The 20,737-nt window shown below is 39.9% G+C and carries 20 protein-coding genes; 8 read left to right on the top strand and 12 right to left on the bottom strand.

Going from position 1 to position 20,737, the window contains the following annotated elements; translation table 11 throughout:
- Positions 1–3: 3 nt before the first annotated feature.
- Entirely contained in the window at positions 4–261 is a 258-nt protein-coding gene (locus AB2N10_RS03770; protein ID WP_369434339.1) for an exodeoxyribonuclease V subunit gamma, read from the bottom strand.
- 258 nt (positions 262–519) lie between these two features.
- On the opposite strand from AB2N10_RS03770, the gene AB2N10_RS03765 reads away from it, so the two are divergent.
- The gene (locus AB2N10_RS03765) at positions 520–759 is read left to right on the top strand and encodes a YdcH family protein (RefSeq protein ID WP_354625512.1); all 240 of its coding nucleotides are present in this window, start codon (positions 520–522) and stop codon (positions 757–759) included.
- 169 nt (positions 760–928) lie between these two features.
- On the opposite strand, the gene AB2N10_RS03760 is transcribed toward AB2N10_RS03765, so the two are convergent.
- Positions 929–1,384: a hypothetical protein gene (locus AB2N10_RS03760; protein WP_354625511.1), complete on the bottom strand. Its 456-nt coding sequence runs from the start codon at positions 1,382–1,384 to the stop codon at positions 929–931.
- A gap of 13 nt (positions 1,385–1,397) precedes the next feature.
- The gene (gene mrcB / locus AB2N10_RS03755; RefSeq protein WP_354625510.1) at positions 1,398–3,683 is read right to left on the bottom strand and encodes a penicillin-binding protein 1B; all 2,286 of its coding nucleotides are present in this window, start codon (positions 3,681–3,683) and stop codon (positions 1,398–1,400) included.
- Between the two features lie 232 nt (positions 3,684–3,915).
- On the opposite strand from mrcB, the gene AB2N10_RS03750 reads away from it, so the two are divergent.
- The 3 genes from AB2N10_RS03750 to yjjG all read left to right on the top strand — a co-directional run bounded on the left by AB2N10_RS03750 (position 3,916) and on the right by yjjG (position 5,974).
- The gene (locus tag AB2N10_RS03750; protein WP_354625509.1) at positions 3,916–4,800 is read left to right on the top strand and encodes a DUF3014 domain-containing protein; all 885 of its coding nucleotides are present in this window, start codon (positions 3,916–3,918) and stop codon (positions 4,798–4,800) included.
- Positions 4,801–4,839: 39 nt separating this feature from the next.
- Entirely contained in the window at positions 4,840–5,166 is a 327-nt protein-coding gene (locus AB2N10_RS03745; protein WP_369434338.1) for a glycine zipper 2TM domain-containing protein, read from the top strand.
- A 133-nt stretch (positions 5,167–5,299) separates the two neighbouring features.
- Positions 5,300–5,974, top strand: a complete 675-nt coding sequence (gene yjjG, locus AB2N10_RS03740; protein WP_354625507.1) for a pyrimidine 5'-nucleotidase — start codon at positions 5,300–5,302, stop codon at positions 5,972–5,974.
- A gap of 89 nt (positions 5,975–6,063) precedes the next feature.
- Here yjjG and erpA read toward each other — a convergent pair whose 3' ends face one another.
- The 3 genes from erpA to clcA form a co-directional block, all read right to left on the bottom strand.
- Positions 6,064–6,414 (bottom strand): iron-sulfur cluster insertion protein ErpA, encoded by a 351-nt coding sequence (gene erpA, locus AB2N10_RS03735; RefSeq protein ID WP_354625506.1) that lies wholly within the window; start codon positions 6,412–6,414, stop codon positions 6,064–6,066.
- Positions 6,415–6,552: 138 nt separating this feature from the next.
- A complete protein-coding gene (locus AB2N10_RS03730) occupies positions 6,553–7,317 on the bottom strand; it encodes a DUF6776 family protein (RefSeq protein WP_354625505.1) in 765 nt (254 codons plus the stop codon).
- A gap of 23 nt (positions 7,318–7,340) precedes the next feature.
- On the bottom strand, positions 7,341–8,762 hold the full coding sequence (clcA, locus tag AB2N10_RS03725) for a H(+)/Cl(-) exchange transporter ClcA (RefSeq protein ID WP_369434337.1): 1,422 nt from the start codon (positions 8,760–8,762) through the stop codon (positions 7,341–7,343).
- A 203-nt stretch (positions 8,763–8,965) separates the two neighbouring features.
- Here clcA and hemL point away from each other — a divergent pair, with 203 nt between their 5' ends.
- The 4 genes from hemL (at position 8,966) to rraB (ending at position 13,800) form a co-directional block, all read left to right on the top strand.
- Positions 8,966–10,243 carry a glutamate-1-semialdehyde 2,1-aminomutase gene (gene hemL, locus AB2N10_RS03720; protein ID WP_354625503.1) on the top strand — a complete coding sequence of 426 codons (1,278 nt, stop codon included), beginning with the start codon at positions 8,966–8,968 and terminating at the stop codon, positions 10,241–10,243.
- Between the two features lie 164 nt (positions 10,244–10,407).
- Positions 10,408–12,672, top strand: a complete 2,265-nt coding sequence (parC, locus tag AB2N10_RS03715) for a DNA topoisomerase IV subunit A (RefSeq protein ID WP_354625502.1) — start codon at positions 10,408–10,410, stop codon at positions 12,670–12,672.
- A 6-nt stretch (positions 12,673–12,678) separates the two neighbouring features.
- Complete coding sequence (locus tag AB2N10_RS03710; RefSeq protein WP_354625501.1) at positions 12,679–13,422, top strand: 1-acylglycerol-3-phosphate O-acyltransferase; 744 nt, start codon at positions 12,679–12,681, stop codon at positions 13,420–13,422.
- A gap of 12 nt (positions 13,423–13,434) precedes the next feature.
- Positions 13,435–13,800, top strand: coding sequence for a ribonuclease E inhibitor RraB (gene rraB / locus AB2N10_RS03705; protein WP_354625500.1), 366 nt, complete (start codon positions 13,435–13,437; stop codon positions 13,798–13,800).
- Between the two features lie 56 nt (positions 13,801–13,856).
- Here rraB and AB2N10_RS03700 read toward each other — a convergent pair whose 3' ends face one another.
- The 6 genes from AB2N10_RS03700 to AB2N10_RS03675 all read right to left on the bottom strand — a co-directional run bounded on the left by AB2N10_RS03700 (position 13,857) and on the right by AB2N10_RS03675 (position 20,713).
- On the bottom strand, positions 13,857–14,249 hold the full coding sequence (locus tag AB2N10_RS03700) for a DUF2750 domain-containing protein (RefSeq protein ID WP_354625499.1): 393 nt from the start codon (positions 14,247–14,249) through the stop codon (positions 13,857–13,859).
- Positions 14,250–14,262: 13 nt separating this feature from the next.
- Complete coding sequence (locus AB2N10_RS03695; RefSeq protein WP_354625498.1) at positions 14,263–14,532, bottom strand: accessory factor UbiK family protein; 270 nt, start codon at positions 14,530–14,532, stop codon at positions 14,263–14,265.
- 62 nt (positions 14,533–14,594) lie between these two features.
- Positions 14,595–15,818, bottom strand: a complete 1,224-nt coding sequence (gene gltS, locus AB2N10_RS03690) for a sodium/glutamate symporter (RefSeq protein ID WP_354625497.1) — start codon at positions 15,816–15,818, stop codon at positions 14,595–14,597.
- Positions 15,819–16,208: 390 nt separating this feature from the next.
- Positions 16,209–17,501: a rhodanese-like domain-containing protein gene (locus tag AB2N10_RS03685; protein WP_369434336.1), complete on the bottom strand. Its 1,293-nt coding sequence runs from the start codon at positions 17,499–17,501 to the stop codon at positions 16,209–16,211.
- Positions 17,502–17,929: 428 nt separating this feature from the next.
- On the bottom strand, positions 17,930–18,925 hold the full coding sequence (locus tag AB2N10_RS03680; protein ID WP_369434335.1) for a transposase: 996 nt from the start codon (positions 18,923–18,925) through the stop codon (positions 17,930–17,932).
- Between the two features lie 1,509 nt (positions 18,926–20,434).
- Positions 20,435–20,713 (bottom strand): hypothetical protein, encoded by a 279-nt coding sequence (locus tag AB2N10_RS03675; RefSeq protein ID WP_369434334.1) that lies wholly within the window; start codon positions 20,711–20,713, stop codon positions 20,435–20,437.
- Positions 20,714–20,737: the final 24 nt, after the last annotated feature.

The following is a 20,737-nucleotide window of genomic DNA, read 5'->3' as shown; positions in this document are numbered from 1 at the left end:
TTATTAAAGGGACTGTTCTGGAACTTCGGGCAACACGGCTTTAAACTGCTGCCAGATAAAACTTGCTGGCAGTGGAAAATCGAAATTAGCGGCAATCCCCATTTTTTGCGCAATTTGCAGCTGTAACCACTGCGCCATTCCAGGGCTTTGCACCAAAATTGTTTCATTGCCCAAGGGGTCTTGCAATGGTGCCTGCTGCATCAACGCAACGAGCAGATCCTTTAATAAATCCAATCGATTAGAATGATAAACTTGAAACACAAGCAGCTACCTTATGGTTAGTGTGTGGTATTAGTATACTCATAGAGGATAGCAATCTAAATAGTAAAATCAGTAACAAAAACGAGGTGTCATGGGCGTTTTTATAAAAAATAGTACGGTGAATTATGACAATTAATGCAACCTGCTTATAATTTATACAAATTTCCTTAATAACATACTTTATTGAATGAAATTTTTTGTAAGTTAAATAATACAACCACGTTTTAATCTGAAATTGATTACATAAGGATAGTAACTATGTTAGGTGAAAACCACGCGCTACTAAGCGATTTTCCAGAGTATGAAGAGACCATTCGAACATTAACTGAAAATGATCAAAGCTTTTCAGAAAAAGCAAAACAATACCACCTCTTAGATGGCCAAATAAGAAAACTTGAACTCAGAAACTCTCCTGTTAGTGACGATAATATGTTGCAGTTAAAACATGAACGATCTATTTTAAAAGACTTTTTATATCAAAAAATGCTAAATGGCTAAAGCTTGATAGCACTCTGTCATAAATGGAGTAGGAAAAATTCACCTACTTCACTCTTAACGACAAACAAGTACAACCCAAGAAAAAATTGGATATTTACCACTCATTTAAGTAAAAAAAGTAACAGAATTTCGATTTGAATTAACAACCGCTAATCCGTCAGTTAATAGACTATCCAGCAATGCGCTCTATTAATTCGTTCGCCTGTTTATATAGTTCTCCCTGTGCTCCCAAACTAAGACACTTTTCGGACAGAGCACGCGCTTGCTTGTATTTTTTTTGCTGATAACGTAGTAATGCCAAACGATAATAGCTTTCAGGGAATCGGGGGGCAATACGGATAGCGCGCTGAATAGTTGCTTCTGTTGCAGCAAGTTCACCTGCCATCAGCTGTTTATCGGCTCTCTTTAATAAGGCAATGACCGCCGCAGGTGCAGCGACTGCTTTATCAACGACGGGTGGCGGCTCTTTTGGCTCTAGCTTATTTTTATTAGACTCTCTTTGCCCCTCTAAACTAGGCTCAACCACCTCAATGGGAGCCGAAGTTTGCGGTTCAAGAACGGGTTTGCTTGAACAAGCAGCTAAAAGAGCGCTAATAACAAACAGAAAAAACTTAAAAAATTTCAAAATAATCCCCCGATCACTCGACTAATTGACGAAACCAATCCAGTATTTTATCAGCACTATCACGACAACGACGCACTTCTTTTGGTAAATAATCTTTGACAAATGGCATTGTCATTGCGTTAGGACAATCATCCTCTACGGCTTCCCCTGTCAGACTGTCCACCCAAGCCATGCTGATATTTTGCGGAGGAATATTTTGAATAGCAAGTTGCGAACGCTGTGCAAAAATATTAGCCCAAACAGATAAGGCCCCCGTTGCCCCCGTTAATCCCGTATTTGCATTGTCATCTCGTCCAATCCAAACAACAGCAACCATATCACCAGAAAAACCAGCAAACCAACTATCTCGCAGGTCATTACTTGTTCCCGTTTTACCCGCTACTGGAAATTGCGGCAATAAATGTTGCAATGCTTTAGCCGTACCCTCCTGCGTAACCGCTTGTAAAGCATAACGCAGTTGATAAATGGCGACATCACTAAAGCGCTTCTGTATCTCTAATGGGTAGCTTTTGATCACCTTACCAGAAGGTTCCATCACTGCTTGAATAGCTATCAAAGAGGTATAAAATCCCTCACTGGCAATGGTTTGATAAATTTGAGCCATATCCATCGGGGTCATTGCAACCGATCCTAAGGTTAGTGATGGTACAGCAGGCAACCGTTGCTCACTACCAAGTCGCGCTATCGTCTCTACTATTTTATCAATACCAACTATATTACCTAAGCGTGCCGTGGCTTGATTATAGGAAAGCGATAATGCCCGATAAAACATGACGTCACCATGACTGTTTTTATCATAATTTTGTGGTGACCATAACTCCCCATTATCTAAGGTCTGCGTATATGCTTGATCACTTATTAATGTTGCTAAATTATAGTTTTGCGGTTGTTCAAGGGCAGTTAAATATACAGCAGGTTTAAGTAAAGATCCCACCTGTCGACGGGCATCTATGGCACGATTAAATCCTGCATAACGGGCATCTTTACCGCCAACAATAGCGACGACTGCACCTGTGTTTGGATGCGTCACAACTACCGCACCTTGTAACTGGTCGCTACTATCATTGCCATTATATTTAGCAATAGCAGCGCTTAAACTGGTTTCCGCACTGTTTTGTATTAAAGGATCAAAATGGGTAAAAATAGTCAAGCCCGTTGAGTTAAGCTCTTCTAACTTATAATCTCGTTGCAATTGACGACGAACTAAATCTAAATAAGCCGGATAACGTTTATGGTCGGCATTAACCTTGACGCCCATACCAAGCGGCTGTTTTTTAGCATATTCAGCTAAACTTGCTGATAACTTATTTTCTCGAACGGCAATATCTAATACCAAATTTCGCCGTTCGAGTGCGCGTTCAGGATGACGCCAAGGATTGTAAAAGCTAGGACCTTTTACTATTGCGACCAATAATGCTTGTTGATCAAGAGAGAGGTTTGCAAGTGATCTCTTAAAATAATATTGACTTGCTAAGCCAAAACCATGAATGGCACGCGGACCATCTTGGCCAAGATATATTTCATTAATATAAGCTTCTAAAATATCCTCTTTAGCAAAATGCATCTCCAAAAGTAAAGCCATCACAGCTTCCTGCAATTTACGAGAGAAGCTACGCTCTGAACTTAAATAATAATTTTTAACTAGTTGCTGAGTTAAAGTGGAAGCTCCCTGTGATATCCCTCTTTCCTTAATATTGACCAGCATTGCCCTTGCTATGCCACGCAATGAAATACCCATGTGATCATAAAAATCACTATCTTCGACAGCCACTAACATAGTTTGTAACGGTAATGGCATTTCATCCAACTTAACTAACAGACGATCTTCATTATGAGAGGGGTAAATTCCGCCAATCAAAAGTGGATTTAAACGTACAATGACGGCATCATCACTACTCTGTAAAGATGAAATAAGTCCATTATTAAATGCTAAGACTATTTTTCGAGCGGGCGACAATTCATCAACAAACTGAAATTCGGGTATATAAATAGTGATTTTGTGGCGCTCTATTTTGGCCTGCCCAACTGTTTTCACCTGTTTAACAAATTCATACCCAAGCATCTCCAACTCAGATTTCAGATCCGCTTTGGAAACCTTTGCCCCCTCATACAACTCCAATGGACGTGCATATACCGTTGCAGGAACTGCCCATTTTTTACCATTAAAAGTGGCGCTAATAGTGCGATCTAGATCGATAACAAAGTGGCAAATAATGGCAGAAGTAAGGGCTAACAAAGCCAATACAAGGATACGGCGCATGGATAACTTTGCTGACAGATTATTTTTATCTTTTTTCATTTTTTATCCAAAGCATTGCAACATATTAGTCAATAGAACGATGCACTATAACAAATAGGCTAGTGTTAAAATATATTGTTTAGTAAAGTAGATCACTGAAACCATCTCGATGGCAGTTAAGGCTACCAGTGGATCCCTTGCAAAGCGAGCACTGAGCAATTTCTTTTCGTTGTTAACAGGTATATGATTAACTAATTGATAACTAAAATTAATAAGTAATACAGGAAATATCATGCGAGAAAATTCTGACTCTTTATATAAAAACAAAAAAAGCACAGCTATAATTGTTTTAACCATTATCCAAGCGATTATCCTCGTCCTCGTCCTTATTGCTGCTGGAATGTATTTTTTTGATAAAAACAGCCCGAGTACCCCGACTACGCCTATAGAAAATATAACGCCCACTCAGCCCATTGTTATTGAAACCGATACAGTCGCTCCTGTCGAGGAGCCGATAAAACCCAGTGATGAACAATCCGATGATCTAACTAATCAAATAGCCCCCGATATAGAAGATGTAGAGCAACCTCCATTACCCACAATTGAGGAATCAGATCCCTTTACTCTCAATATTATTGAACAATTATTAGCAACGACAGAACAAAGTAAGCTCTTTGCTAAACAAGATATTATTAACAATATCGTTGTGTTTATTAGCAACTTATCACAAGGTGAATTGCTGCATAAGTTCAGCCCGGTTAACAAACCTAGTGATAAATTTACAGTTATTGAAGACGACGGAAAGCTATATCTAAACCCGCAAAGTTATCGCCGTTACGATAGTTATATCACCTTGATGAGTCACCTTGATACTGATGCTGTTGTCACACAATACCATTTATTAAGTCCATTGCTTGAACAAGTTTATGGTGAAGTTGGTCACCCGCAGCAAACATTCAAAAACGCCCTATCCGATGCCATTGATATTTTACTCGCAGCCCCCATTATTGAAGAACCGATCGCCTTGATTTATCCTTCTGTGATGTATAAATTTGCAGATGAAAAATTAGAAAACTTGCCCGCGGCACAAAAATTAATGATACGAATGGGGCCTGAAAACAGTCGTAAATTAAAAGAAAAATTACGACAAGTTCAATCGGCATTAGCAAATAAGTAATTTAATAGATTAGTTAACGTAAATAAAATGAAGGTCATTATGAAAAATTTACCCCTTAGTTTAAGCATGATATTTATCGCACTTTCCTTTGGTTGTGCCCCGAATCCCTATGGCGATACTTACGCCGTTGGTGACGCTCAAAAGGTACAAAATGTAAGTTATGGTGTAATTAAAAAAGTAGAGCCCGTTAATATTGAAGGGGAAGGCAGTACGGTGGGCACCTTAGCGGGAGCTGTTGTGGGTGGACTTATTGGTTCAACCATCGGCGGTGAACGGGATCGAGTATTGCAGCTGTTGGCGGTGCGGTGGCTGGTGGAGTTGCTGGTAACGAAGCCACACAGGCAATCACAAAACGCAATGGCGTAAATATTACAATAACCCTTGATAGTGGTAATACCATTGCGGTGGTGCAAGAAGCCGATCCCAATATGATTTTTCAAGTGGGTCAACGTGTACAAATTAATTCACAGGGTAACAAAACACGCGTAGTGCCTGAATAATGAAATATCAATGGATATTATTTGATGCCGATGAGACATTATTTCATTTTGATGCATTAAAGGGCTTACAGCTTATGTTTTCCCGTCATGGCGTTGATTTCACAGAGCAAGATTATGATCGCTACGAAAAGACCAACAAACCATTATGGGTTGATTATCAAGATGGTAAAATCACAGCAGAACAACTAAAACATACCCGTTTTAAAGATTGGGCGGAAAAGTTAGCAGTTACCACCACCTACTTAAACAAAGAGTTTTTACGCGCGATGGCAGATATTTGCACCCCTTTAGAAGGTGCAAAAGAGCTGCTCGACTCTTTACTTGGAAAAGTAAAAATGGGCATCATTACCAATGGTTTCACCGATCTGCAAGCAATTCGCCTGCAGCGAACCGGTTTTGCAGAGTATTTTTCAACGTTAACAATCTCTGAAGAAGTGGGTGTTGCCAAACCGCATGTAGGGATTTTTTCACACACACTTGCCGCAATAGGAGAACCTGAAAAACATCATGTTTTAATGGTAGGTGATAATCCCCACTCCGATATTTTAGGTGGATTAAATGCAGGTATTGATACCTGTTGGTTGAATATTAAAGGGCATCATGCCCCCATTGATATTGTGCCTCATTATCAAGTTAACTCGTTAAATGAGTTGCAAAGGTTACTACATCAATAGAAAACATGCCTAACACATCATAACGCTTTGATTTCATTACAGTATAAAAGTCTCTTTATACTGTAATGAAAGTTAAATGCGCGATTTACCTAGACGGAAAATGAGGAGCCACAGCCACAGGTTGCCGTCGCATTAGGGTTGTTAACTAAAAAACGAGATCCTTCTAAACCATCGACAAAATCAACGGTGCCACCAACTAAGTATTGCAAACTCATGGAATCAACCACTAATGTAACGCCACTATTTTCTATTAAGGTATCACCTTCATTAACTTTTTCATCAAAGGTAAAGCCATACTGAAATCCTGAACAGCCACCACCAGTGACGTACACCCGTAATTTTAAAGCTGGATTTTGCTCTTCTTCAATAAGCACTTTTACTTTTTTTGCCGCATTATCACTAAAATATATCGGCAACGCTATTTCGACTTCGGATGTCATTAGAACCCCTAAAAATATAAACTATTCACCAGAAACTAACTAAGTATGAATTTCTAGCGCATTATCAAATACCCGACAAATTAAATCAAGTAATACCGCGATATTGGTCCAGCTTAACTCTATAAATTGACTAATAGGTTAAATACTCTCCATTTCCCCTGTTATAGCAAGACGAGTCAAATCTTCAAGACCATACTCCGGCAAGTCTCCATCATCCTGATGAGTCAAACTATTCCACTCATAATTTTGCTCTAGTGTTTGCCTTTTATAGCGACGACTCTTATTGACATCAACTTGTAACGTCACTTCATCAACCGTGATATTTTTAGGTAATTCAAAGCTACCTTTTAAAGTCTGGAAATACTTAAACTTAAATGATAATTGCTCACTATCGGCAAACGTATTGAGCTCACTTAACGCCATATTTGTAATTTCGCCTTCATCAAAGACAGAAAAAAGCAAATCAAACGTTCCCGTTATTAAATGACGATCTTTTTCTGCTTGCATCAAAACTAGTTCATACTCCCATTCATGATCAGCATCTTCATTTTTTGTCACCGTGAAAGAAAATACTTTGATTCCCTTTTCTTCTAATTCAGGCGCGATCACTCGTTCATAAAAGTACAGTTTATTCGCAGCTACATCCATATTCTCATGCAGTTTTTTATTTTCATGCGTCAAGTGCGCAATGATCTTCTCATCAATCATCAATTGTGCCTGATAAGCAGCAGCCTGCTTAGATAACACCATTTTTTCATCTTTGAGCTGGTCTAACTCCATTTCCTGCAATTGCAATGAATCGAGTAAAATATCCTGTTTAAACTTACCCAACAAAAAGCCCAATAATAGACAAATTAAAGAGACGGTGATCCATTTTATGGCATGTTTTCTTAAACGCTGCATTAACTACCCTTGTGCTGTTCGATTTATAGGTTTTCTTTATCTTTATTTAAAGTGCGGAACATCGCTTTACGGATAGTTTCCTGTCGTTTATTACGCATAGAAAGCTTCATTGTACGTTCCAATAATTGTGTATAAATTGGTCGCCCACCTAGCGATTGAGCAACCATAGTCGCCCCCAAGCACGTGACGATTAGGGGTAAAATCATCGAGTAATTACTGGTCATTTCAATGACCAATAAAATACCCGTAATAGGGGCGCGAACGGTTGCGGCAAATAAGCCCCCCATACCGGCAATGGCAAATGTACCTGCGTGCGTTACCGTCTCCGGAAATAACTCATGGCAACCTAGGCCAAATAGCATACCAAATAGCGTTCCGATGGCTAATATTGGCGCAAAAACGCCACCGGGTGCACCGGAACTAAAACAGAGCAAGGTGGTAATGATACGCACAGCAAAGATAACCATTAATGCACCAGCAAAATAATGCCCACCTTCAATTTCAGGGATCAACGCCATGCCGCTTGAGGCAAACTCAGGTTCAATAATCGATAGAGCACCAAAAACAGCGCCAAGAAATAAACCAATGGCAACAAATCGCCAGCGTTGATTATTATGGATAGCTAAATACATGTCCATTGTATTTATTACCATTTTATTAAATAGTACGCCTATCGCTCCGAAACAAAAGCCTAATACTAAATACAGAGGTAGCGACATTAAATCAGGGTGACCATAATGGGTAATATCAACGACAGCATGCTGACTAGACAATGAACGCATTACGATGGTCGCCATTACTGCGCTCATAAAGACACTTTTAGTCGATGTTAAACTGTAGTTAAATTGTGAACGCATCTCTTCAATAACAAACATAATACCCGCAAGAGGGGCATTAAATGCTGCTGCTAACCCCGCTGCAGCACCTGCGGCGAGCAAGGCTTGACCATCAACTTTATTGACCTTAAATAGATCTGAAATCATACGTCCGACATTAGCACCAATTTGTACAGAGGGTCCTTCCCTACCTAGTACCATGCCACTGCCTAGGGTTAACAATCCACCAAAAAACTTAACAGGAAGCACACGTTTCCAGCGAACGGGGCGCATATCTTCCATCGCCCCTTCTATTTCAGGGATACCACTACCACCGGCTTCAGGGGCAAATTTATGGGTCAGGTAAAAAGCAACGCCAGCCATTAGCGATGAGATAGGAATAGCAATCACCCATAGTGGGATATCTGTATCACTGTAATGATGAATCAACGTTAAACGCTGCTCACTTACCCAAACAATGCCATGCTCAAACATAGCGGTGATCACACCTGCTAACGTCCCAATAATCACGGATAGCCAAATCAACAACGCACTACTTTTTCGCGTGAAAAAACGTTCAATAAAAATGCTTAAATAATAGCGCACGGTTGTGAAACTCTTCATATTCATAGGATAAAACAACTAGTTGAGAACGAATTTAAGGTAGCAAACGAATCAATCACAGATAAAAAAAATCGTAATTATATAAAATATATAACTTAATGTAACGTAATCTCTACATATAATAGATAATTATCAATAAGCAATTTATATCATCGCGCAGACTCTGCTATATTAACGTTCATTATTTTCAGTAATTACATAGGATTTTCATGACAGCTTCTGAACAACTTTTTCAACGCGCACAAAATATCATTCCCGGTGGTGTTAACTCTCCTGTTCGTGCATTTAATGGTGTCGGTGGCGGTCCACTATTTATAGAAAAAGCCGACGCCGCATATATTTACGATGTAGATAAAAAAGCCTATATCGATTATGTCGGTTCATGGGGACCGATGATTTTAGGGCATAACCACCCTGCTATAAAAAATGCAGTAGTAACAGCAGCTGAAAATGGTCTTAGCTTTGGTGCACCTACTGAAATAGAAATCATCATGGCAGAAAAAGTGCAAAGCCTCATGCCTTCAATGCAGCAATTACGTATGGTTAGTTCTGGTACTGAAGCTACGATGAGCGCGATACGCCTAGCCCGAGGTTATACTGGACGTGATAAAATTTTAAAGTTTGAAGGTTGTTACCATGGCCATGCAGACTCCTTGTTAGTTAAAGCAGGCTCAGGCGCATTGACCTTAGGTCAACCAAGTTCACCGGGTATACCAGCCGACTTCGCACAACATACACTAACGGCTACCTTCAATGACCTTGACTCGGTACAACGTTTATTTGATGAATATAAAGGGCAAATTGCCTGTATTATTGTTGAGCCTGTGGCTGGTAATATGAACTGTATTCCGCCCATTGAGGGATTCCTACAAGGGTTACGACAAATTTGTGATGACCATGAAAGTTTACTTATTTTCGATGAAGTGATGACCGGATTTCGCGTCGCACTAGGTGGAGCGCAGGCCTATTATGGGATAAAACCAGATTTAACAACGCTTGGTAAAGTAATTGGTGGTGGCATGCCCGTTGGCGCATTTGGCGGATGTAAAAAAGTGATGCAGCACATCGCCCCAACTGGGCCCGTATATCAAGCAGGGACGTTATCTGGTAACCCAATCGCCATGCATGCAGGGCTTGCGGCACTAACCGCGTTAGAAAACTCCGAATATGCACAACTAGCAGAAAAAACAAAAACATTAGCGTTAGGTATTGCGCGTGTTGCTGCTGAAGAAAATGTCCCTCTAGCGGTTAACTATGTCGGCGGTATGTTTGGTATTTTCTTTACTGCCGAAAAAGAGATAACGAACTTTTCACAGGCATGTCATTGCGATGTAGAAAAATTTAAGCAGTTTTTCCATCTTATGTTAGCTGAAGGGATTTATTTAGCCCCATCGGCATTTGAAGCTGGATTTTTATCTTTAGCACATACCGACCAAGATATTGAAAATACACTGATCGCAGCTAAAAAGGTCTTTGCTCAGTTATAATTTCTGCACATTTCAGTTAAAAAATGCACAGCTCAATCGTTGTGCATTTTTTCTTGCATATTTCCTCACAAATCGGCGCTAAATTATCAGCAATTATTTTTAGTAACAGCTAATTACGTTATACTCATCTCTTTTGTAAAATCAGAATAGCAGGGTCAAATAACATGAGCGACGTACTAGATTTAAGCTTGGAAGGTATTGAACAAGCGCCACTAGCTAAATTTACTGAAGAAGCCTATCTAAACTACGCCATGTACGTGATCATGGATCGCGCCCTTCCCCATATTAGCGATGGTTTAAAACCCGTACAACGACGCATTATTTATGCAATGTCCGAGTTGGGTTTATCGGCATTGGCAAAATATAAAAAGTCAGCCCGTACCGTCGGTGATGTATTAGGTAAATACCACCCTCACGGTGATAGCGCCTGTTATGAAGCAATGGTGTTAATGGCACAGCCATTCTCCTACCGCTACCCGTTAATTGACGGGCAAGGTAACTGGGGGGCACCAGACGACCCCAAATCCTTTGCTGCAATGCGTTATACGGAATCGCGTCTATCGCCCTTTTCAGAAGTGCTACTTTCTGAAATAGGTCAAGGTACAACGGATTGGAAACCCAATTTCGATGGCACCATGAAGGAGCCCAAATTACTACCCGCAAGATTACCGCATATTTTACTCAACGGCATAACCGGTATTGCCGTCGGCATGGCGACCGATATTCCTCCACACAATGCGCGAGAAGTGGCCGATGCCTGTATCCATTTGATCGATAATCCCAAAGCGGATCTCAACGAGATTATCGGGTTTATTCAAGGACCTGATTACCCAACTGAAGCGGAAATAATCACACCGCGTAATGAAATAAAAAAAATATATGAAAGCGGGCGTGGCAGCTTTAAGAGTCGCGCAGTATATCTAGTTGAGAACGGCGAAATTATTATCACAGCCTTACCGCACCGCGTTTCTGGTGGCAAAATACTTAAAGATATTGCCAAACAGATGCAAGATAAAAAATTGCCGATGGTAGCCGACCTACGCGATGAATCGGATCACGAAAACCCAACGCGTTTAGTGATCATTCCTCGCTCTAATCGAATTGATATTGAAGCATTAATGCATCATCTTTTTGCCTCTACTGAGCTCGAAGTTAACCATAAAGTTAACCTTAATATGCTTGGTTTAGACATGCGCCCACAAGTAAAAGGGTTGCTAACAATACTAACAGAGTGGTTAGAATACCGCTTTATCACGGTGCGCCGTCGCCTACAGTTTCGACTCGATAAAATTCTAGCGCGTCTACATATTCTCGAAGGTTTATTAATCGCCTACCTCAACATTGATGAAGTGATCGAAATTATCCGTACCTATGATGATGCCAAAGCGGAATTAATGTCGCGCTTTGCGCTATCAGAAATACAGGCGCATGCCATTTTAGAGATAAAACTGCGCCAACTTGCCAAACTTGAAGAGATTCAAATTCGCGGCGAAATGGATGAATTATCAGCAGAGCGTAATAAATTAGAACAGCTACTCAGTTCTGATCGCCGCTTAAAAACTTTAGTTAAAAAAGAGCTTATCGCCGATGCGAAAAAATATGGCGACGATCGACGTTCACCTATCGTGGAACGTATCGAAGCGAAAGCCTTAACAGAAAAAGAGCTCATGCCGAGTGAGCCGATCACCGTGGTATTATCAAGCCAAGGTTGGGTTCGTGCAGCTAAAGGGCATGATATCGACGCACAGGCGCTAAGTTATAAATCGGGAGATGAATATTTAACCAGCGCGCAAGGAAAGAGCAATCAAAGTTGCGTGTTTATAGATGCCAGTGGTCGCGCCTACTCATTAGATGCGCACTCCTTAGCATCGGCACGTTCCCAGGGTGAACCACTAACGGGCCGTTTTAATCAAAATAGTAATGTCCCCTTTGTTGCCACCATCCTTGGTGATGATGACGATCGTTATATCATGAGCAGCGACCACGGTTACGGATTTATCGTCAAATTTAGCGATATTAATAGCCGTAATAAAAATGGTAAAGCGATGATCAATTTGACCGAAAATGCGCTCTTGCTAGCACCAGAAAAGCTCAGTGATAGTGAAACCGATCTTTGCTTAAATATTAGCAATGAAGGACGCATGTTGATATTCCCCGTCACTAGCTTGCCAACCCTTAGCAAAGGTAAAGGCAATAAAATGATTAATATCAGCAATGCAAAAGCGACTAAACGCGAAGAGTTTGTTACTATGATCAAGATTATTCCACAATCAAGCTCAGTGACCCTACACGCAGGAAAACGCAAGTTAACCCTAAAGCCAAGCGACTTAGCACATTACCAGGGGGAACGAGGTAGACGTGGTAATAAACTTCCCCGCGGTTTACAACGGGTAGACAAAATAGACGTTATATTTGAAGAAGAGAACTAAACAACCATGTTATTTATTATTCGTTTTATATTAATTATTAGCGCCGTATTATTGATGAGTGTATACGCTATTTTTTATTGCTTGCTCAGCCCTCGCAATCCGAAAAATACCTATCACTTCGCTCAACTTTTTAGCAAAATGTCACGTTTAGTGGGATTAAAAGTAATTCTACGCATGCCCAAAAATGCTAAAGATAATGGCTCTGTGGTTTATTTGGCTAATCATCAGAATAACTACGACATGGTGACAACAACCGCAGCAGTCCTACCCAACTCAGTGACCATTGGTAAAAAAAGCCTTGTATGGGTCCCCTTTTTCGGCATTATTTACTGGTTAACGGGTAACATTCTTATTGACCGTGATAATAAAGATAAATCACGAAATACCATTAACCAAGTTGCTGCGCGTATGCGTGAAAAAAACTTATCCGTATGGATATTCCCAGAAGGGACTCGCAGTCGTGGACGCGGTTTAATGCCCTTTAAAATGGGGGCATTTCATACGGCATTACAAGCGGGGGTTAATATCGTACCAACCGTGATTTCTGATACCCATAATCAAGTTAACCTAAATCGCTGGGATAATGGCGAAGTGATCGTTGAGATGCTAGAGCCAATTGATATATCACAATATAAAACGCGTGAAATTCGTCGTCTAATGAACGACTGCCACGCCATTATGTTAGAGAAATATGAACAACTAAATAATGAAGTAAAACGCCCAGATAACAACCGTAACTGTTGTGATTAATAGGAATGAATAATGGATAACACGCCAGATTTAAAAGAGTTACTCGAAGAGTTTCGAGTTGAAACAGAAGAGATTGTTGAAGCTATTCTTGAGGATGGCAGCAATCCTGATGCTGTTTATATGATTGAGCACCATCTCTCCTGTAGTGATTTCGACGTGTTAGAAAAAGCTGCTATTGTCTGCTTTAAGAAAGGTTATGAAGTCACTGACCCAGAAGAGTTAGAACTTGAAGATGGCTCTATTATCTTAAGTTTTGATGTGATTGTAGAGATGAATCTCGATGAAGAAGCGATTATGGAGGATGTCGAAAAATTACTTATTTTAGCGCAATCTTTTAATATTGATTATGATGGTTGGGGAACTTACCCAGAAGAGTAATTAGCTTACTGTCATGCCCAATCTATCAAAGATTGGGCATGACAGCGAGATAACCATTAATGTAGCGTCTTTTCTGGTGCGATTTCTGCTTCATTTAATTTTTCAATGATTGAATTTTTAAGCACCATCGCTTCAATTTCCAATCCATAAAGATTTTCATCCCAGTTAACGCCTGCAAATACTTGCTGTTTTTGCATGCCATCCAACCAAGATTCTAAAAACACGGTGAGCGTAATAGGCTGAATTTTGTAATTGGCCCACTCTTCATTTTGCAATTTTTCAGCGAGAGAAGGTTCAGACCAGAAGAGATAAACTGCAGATGCATCACGGTTATCATGCGCATGGCAATTTGCCCACCCTTCATTTTCATCAAACAAACCAAACAACACTTCCTGTTGCGTCACTTGTTCAACAAACATTTCCGCTCTTTTTAAATATTCTTCTTTCATTATGTTTACTTTCTCACTCGTCTTTATTGGCTTCAGAATTTGCAATTTTTGCTTCAAATGCTGCTAATTTATTTTCTAGCTCCGCTAATTTTTCACGGGTACGTAATAATACATGCGTTTGCACTTCAAACTCATCGCGGCTAACCATATCGAGTTTACCCAACTGCGCCTGTAGTACCTGTTTAACTTTACGATCAATCTCTTCACCAAAGCTTTTTACGCCAGCAGGCATTGAGTCACTGACTTGCTTAGCGATCTCTTCTAATTTTTTGGGGTTAAACATGATTACCAAACTCCTTAACTATTTTGCGCTATTGTATACCTGTTACCAAGTAAACACAAAAATCAGCCGATAAAGGTTAAGTAACCTTGAATGACAATTAAGTTCGTTATATCAATAAAAAAAGCGCCAATAATGGGCACAACGACAAAGGCCTGTGGAGAGGGACCATTACGTGAAACAATGCTGCCCATATTCATCACAGCGGTGGGTGTAGCCCCCATCCCAAAACCACAATGCCCGCCAGACATCACAGCAGCATCGTAACTTTTGCCCATAAAGTTAAAGGTCACAAAATAGGCAAAAAGAACAATAACTACCGTTTGCACCACCAATATGAATAACAATGGTAAGGCGAGTTCAAATATTTCCCAAAGACGCAAACTCATCAACGCCATCGATAAAAATAGTGATAGCGAGACCGTACCAAGAATATCCACCGTCTCTGCATTAATCTTATATATTTTAGTCGTATCGGTAATATTGGTAATCACAACCCCAATAAACAGAGCATAAACAAAATCAGGGATTTTCAAATAACTAATATCAAAACTATCAACAAACTCTTTCCCATATTTCGCGCCTGCTACGCAAAATAATAAAATAAACAATGTTTCCTTTATTTTTTTAGAGCTAACTTGATCTTCTTCTAAATCATTATAAGTCACTAACTCAGGATGAGTGTCATGATGGTGGGTTCCTTTACCAAAGGTTGATTGCAGTTTTTTTCCATCAATTAATTTTTGAGCAACAGGGCCGCCGATTAATCCCCCCATCACTAAACCAAAGGTGGCGGCTGCCATCGCAAATTCCAGTGTTTGCACGCCATAGTCTTCACTGAAGGTTTGTGCCCAAGCGGCGCCCGTACCATGGCCACCGGAAAGCGTAATTGATCCCGCAATTAAACCAAGTAAAGGATCTAACCCTAATACATTGGCCATAGCAACTCCAACACCATTTTGAATAATGATATAGAGCGTTGCGACCAGTAAAAAGAAGGCAACTTTAGCGCCCCCCTGCAGCAGCAATTTAAAGTTAGCCGCTAGGCCAACACTACTAAAAAACAGCAGCATCAGCACAGATTGCAGTGGCAACTCAAAATTAACGGTGATGCCTTGCTGATGTAATAGCGTGATCACTGACGCAATCACTAAACCGCCTAAAATAGGCTCGGGAAGATTAAAACGGGCAAGTTGGGGAATAGAAACATTAACAAACCGACCAATAAATAGTACTGAAATGGCTATAATAAATGATTCTAACGCCCCCACCTCGATGACAGATTGCATTTTGACTCCTTTGATTTATAAACGAGAAATCAGTAAGCAAAAGATAAACTGATTTAAAAAGAAGAGTGAATAGCATTATACAATTCAATGTAACTATACCCGTTAGCCAACAAAATGCAAAATTGGCGAAATAATAGATAACAGCGTTGCATTCTATCGTAATAGCCAGATATTTGATAAATCACCCTGATACAGATTTTCACGCCCTCTGAACGTGACATATTCTATTTCGTCAAAAAGGTTTGCTCCAGTAATACGAAACTAGGTGATAATAATTAGACATAATCGAATAAATACAAACAGTAATGGCATTATCATACTGGTGATAATGACGCTTTATATAAAATGAATAGCGCTCTAACGGCGCTATTCATTAGCGAGCAACATTTCTTAAACTAATATAATCCCGTTCTCATTGGCTATCTCTTCAAAAGAATCATTTAAGAATTTTATATTCTTATAACCTTTACTAATCAATGCGGTATAGGCTATGGATGCTCTAGCGCCAGCCCCACAATGGACAATAACTAAGCCAGTTTTTGGAATCATGGCTAAATTTTTATCAAGCGTTTCAAGCGGTATATTAATGGCATTTTTGATGTGCTCACGTGCAAACTCCTCAGTAAATCTAACATCTATAATGGTCGCGTCATTAAATTTTACAGCAGCAACAAACTCAGTTTCATCAATTGCACCTTTGACCAGTTTCTTAACATAGTGAAGTTCTGTGCCAATGGGGGTATTGGCAATCGGCCGCTTTTGTTTATACCAGTCACTCATTCCTCCCTTTAATATCGCCACATTCTTGAAATTCCAAAAGGTTAATATTTCATATGCTTCGATTGCCTCTTCATTTTGACCGCTGTCAGCCACTATGGTGATGGGGGCTTTCCTATCGCGTAAGGCAAAAATAGTCCGTTTTTTGGTGGGTAACTTCTGTTTGTTCCATTTTTGATGCATTGCAACTAGCTGCTCGGTCGGAAGGTGCACCGCACCTTTGATATGCGAACTAGGCTTAGCTCTAACATCAATAATGACATGGTTAATATCAATATTTTTTGCTAGCCATGTGGGATTAACGTAAGCCGGGTAAACTTCTTCTTTCCAAGCCGGAAACCCTTCTACATAGGCTTTAACATTCGAATAGCCATTTTTTTGTGCAATTTTTAACGCTTGGGGACTTAACGGACAAGTCACACCACCACAATAAAAAACTAATAGGGTGTTTTTATCCTCGGGTAACCAAGTTATATGGTCAGCCAATTCATTGGCAGGTGTTGCAACAGCATTAGGCAGGTGTCCAATATTATATTGCTCTACTGGCCGGGCATCGCCGATAAATACTTTTTCACCCGCTTCAATCATCTCAGCCAGTTGCTCAGTACCAATAATTTGTTGCTCGGGAAGTTTAACCAATATTCGTTTAATGTAATTAGCGTACATATCGCTATCAACTGTTGCTTTTATTTTTGTATTAACGGTCAACTCCTCAAAAGATTCTGCACTCTCAAGTTTTGTTTGGTCGTTAAATTTAATGACGGTGACCGCTTTGCTTTTAGGGTTGATCAATTGAATAACTTTTGCCTGTACAGATATAGATTGAATTTTTCCTACAACTTCTGTTGCCATCAATGACAATGACATAGGCAGCAAGGCAATGAGTATGATTATTTTTGTAAACATTATGGCACTCCTGATTGTAAATATTTTAAAGTAGCTGTTTATTCGACTGGCAAAGCAATAGCGATTTTTAACAATAATTTCTATTGCTATATTAGCTTAGACTTCATTAGTTATATTTACATTAGATTTAGCTTGTTTTGCTAGGAGGTGTGCACTGGCTCACGACTCAAACGAGCCGACTCAAACGAGGACATCCATATCTTTTGAACGACGACACAAACGAGGACATCCATAACTTTTCATTTATAAAAAATCTAATAGCCATTCTTTTTAAAAATAATCTTAATCCGCACTTTGCTGTAATGAAATAGTTAAATTCCAGCACTTGATACTCAATTCAATCTGTTTAATCAAATTTTATTAAAATCAACGCATAAAACACCCTTAACGAAGCGTTAATAGTTAATAAAAAATAAATGATGGGGGAGTTAATGCAGCATACAACTTAGTTTGTTTTGCCCAGATACCCAACAGCGACCAGTGTGTTCGGCAAACAAGGCAAGCTCTTCGAGTGAGCCCACTGCACCATGGTAATCTTTACCAAAACTCACCGCTAAGGACAACCAGGTATCACTCTCTAAGCCAAGGGTACTTAATAAGCTTGGCAGTTGGCTCGAAATCACGCCGCGCTTATCCTCTCGAATCGCTCGTCCAGTCCAATCAACAAGCTCTAAATAATCGAGCAAGGCATAGGGAATACCTTCGTGGGGCGCATCACATTCTGCCGCTACAAAACCAAATAAGGGTTTACTGTTATCATGGCAATGCAACGCTTCATCGTGACTACATTTACTGTGGATACGCTCAAATATGGACGTAAATTCCGATGTTTCCACACTCTCTGACATTTTTGCCCGCACGGGGTTTAAATCAACATAAGCCATACAAGTTAATAGTGCTTTTTCATCAAGCAATGCTTGCGACTTAAAGCGCCCTTCCCAAAAGCGTCCTTTACAGTTATCTTCGGCGTTCGCTTTGCGGGCAATAAATTCATTTAACGCACGCATGAACCAAGAGATATCAAGCAGGCGATGACGCCATTTGCTGATTATCTCAAGCGCCACCTCTATTTGACCTGCGCAAGTCAGCTCCCCTTTACGCCATCGAGAAACTATTTCTGAGCCAGAATAAAGTTGATACCAACGTCGGCAAACTTCTTCATCGCTGCAGGCGCTAATCTCGGCTTCATTAGCATGTAAAACAAGGTGATAGTGATTAGACATAATCGAATAAGCGCAAACATCAATGGCAAAGATATCACTTAATTGCCGAATGCGATCGACCATCCATTGCCGGCGATGTGAATAGTTTTTACCGCTGTAATTATCTTCGCCACACAAAAATGCACGGCGAACACATCGAGAAATGCAATGATAATAAGGCGTGTCCACAAGAGAAATTAACGAAGCACGTGATTGTGTCATACCAAACTCCACAACTGTAAACAAAAACACTGTTTATATAGTAGGTGCAATATTCAATTTAGTCAAAAAGGTGTGGGTGTCCTACACTATCCAAAGTAGCCCAACTGCAAACAACAAAACTTAAATCATAAAATTAGAAAACAAGGTGAATTAAGCAAACCCGTTTAGCACAAACTCAACCTAAATATTGCCCCACTTCCAACTACGATTCAAAAAGCCAATTAGCAAACTCGCTCAGGATTGGATCGTGTAAAACACCAAACCAACCAATTTACAATTTCTACATTTCACAATGCGGAGCGAAATTTAACGCCGCAATAAACGGCGCGTAGGTTGGCGCTGTTTTTGCTGCTTTTTGTTTTTAGCAAAAATCGCGACAGCCGTTATGCGTCCGATTTAATTGCCTTGTTAATTTTTAGCGACTTGTTTGCTCTTAGCCTACAAGACACTTAATGCTTGATTTTGTTGTAACTTGAAACAAAAAACGTTGGTTTAAAACAATTTTAAATCAACGAAGTAGCCCAACTACCAACAACAAAACGTAAATCATAAAATTGGAAAATAAGGTGAATTAAGCAAACCCGTTTAGCACAAACTCAACCTAAATATTGCCCCACTTCCAACGACTATTCAGAAACCCAATTAGCAAACTCGCTCAGGATTGGATCGTGTAAAACACCAAACCAATCAATTTATAATTTCTACATTTCACAATGCAGAGCGAAATTTAACGCTGCAATAAACGGCGCGTAGGTTGGCGCTATTTTTGCTGCTTTTGTTTTTAGCAAAAATCGCGACAGCCGTTATGCGTCCGATTTAATTGCCTTGTTAATTTTTAGCGACTTGTTTGCTATTCGCCTACAAGACACTTAATGCTTGATTTTGTTGTAACTTGAAACAAAAAACGTTGATTTAAAATAGTTTTAAATCAACGAAGTAGCCCAACTACCAACAACAAAACTTAAATCATAAAATTGGAAAACAAGGTGAATTAAGCAAACCCGTTTAGCACAAACTCAACCTAAATATTGCCCCACTTCCAACTACGATTCAGAAACCCAATTAGCAAACTCGCTCAGGATTGGATCGTGTAAAACACCAAACCAACCCATTTACAATTTCTACATTTCACAATGCGGAGCGAAATTTAACGCCAAGTTCACCGGCGCAGGTAAGTTGGCGAATTTTTTGGAACAAAAAAGGTGACAGCTTACCGGAGTCCGCGTGCAACTTTTTGTTATGTAATTAATGCACTTAGGTCGATAGGTGTCCTGCAACGGGCCCGACTCCTGTAGCCCATAAACTTTCAACCACTGAGCTTAAAAAAATACGAGAACGAGCTTTTAATGTTTTAACCATAGACACCTCCTTAGTGCTGTCTTGATCCGAAGGAATCAATCTAATACTTACGTAACGCAACAAAAACAACAGAAAGACTACAGAGCCAACAACCGCCATAGGGATTTCAACCCCTCCACCTATTACCCCTATCGGCCTAAATGCACTAATTTAGCTACCAGTCTTATAAAAAGACCGGCTTCCAACCTTTTTATATAATAGCTTATCTTTATCTTGTAAGTGGCGTGCAATTGTTGCAAACAACCACCCAGTTTTGTTATCAATATCATTGCCCTGAGGGTATGCTGACTTCTTTAGATCCAGTTGATCTTTAATAAAAGTAGCAGGAACCCAGCCTTCACTAAAACCTGACTCAGAAGACTTTATAAATTCATGAACCTCATCTGACATTTCATCAAACAATTGGTGTACTTTTTGTTTAAATGACACACACCCTCCTTTTTACATAACGAG

The sequence above is a fragment of the Psychromonas sp. MME1 genome (genome assembly GCF_041080865.1).
Classification (GTDB): domain Bacteria; phylum Pseudomonadota; class Gammaproteobacteria; order Enterobacterales; family Psychromonadaceae; genus Psychromonas.
This window is presented reverse-complemented; position numbering and strand designations above follow the sequence as displayed.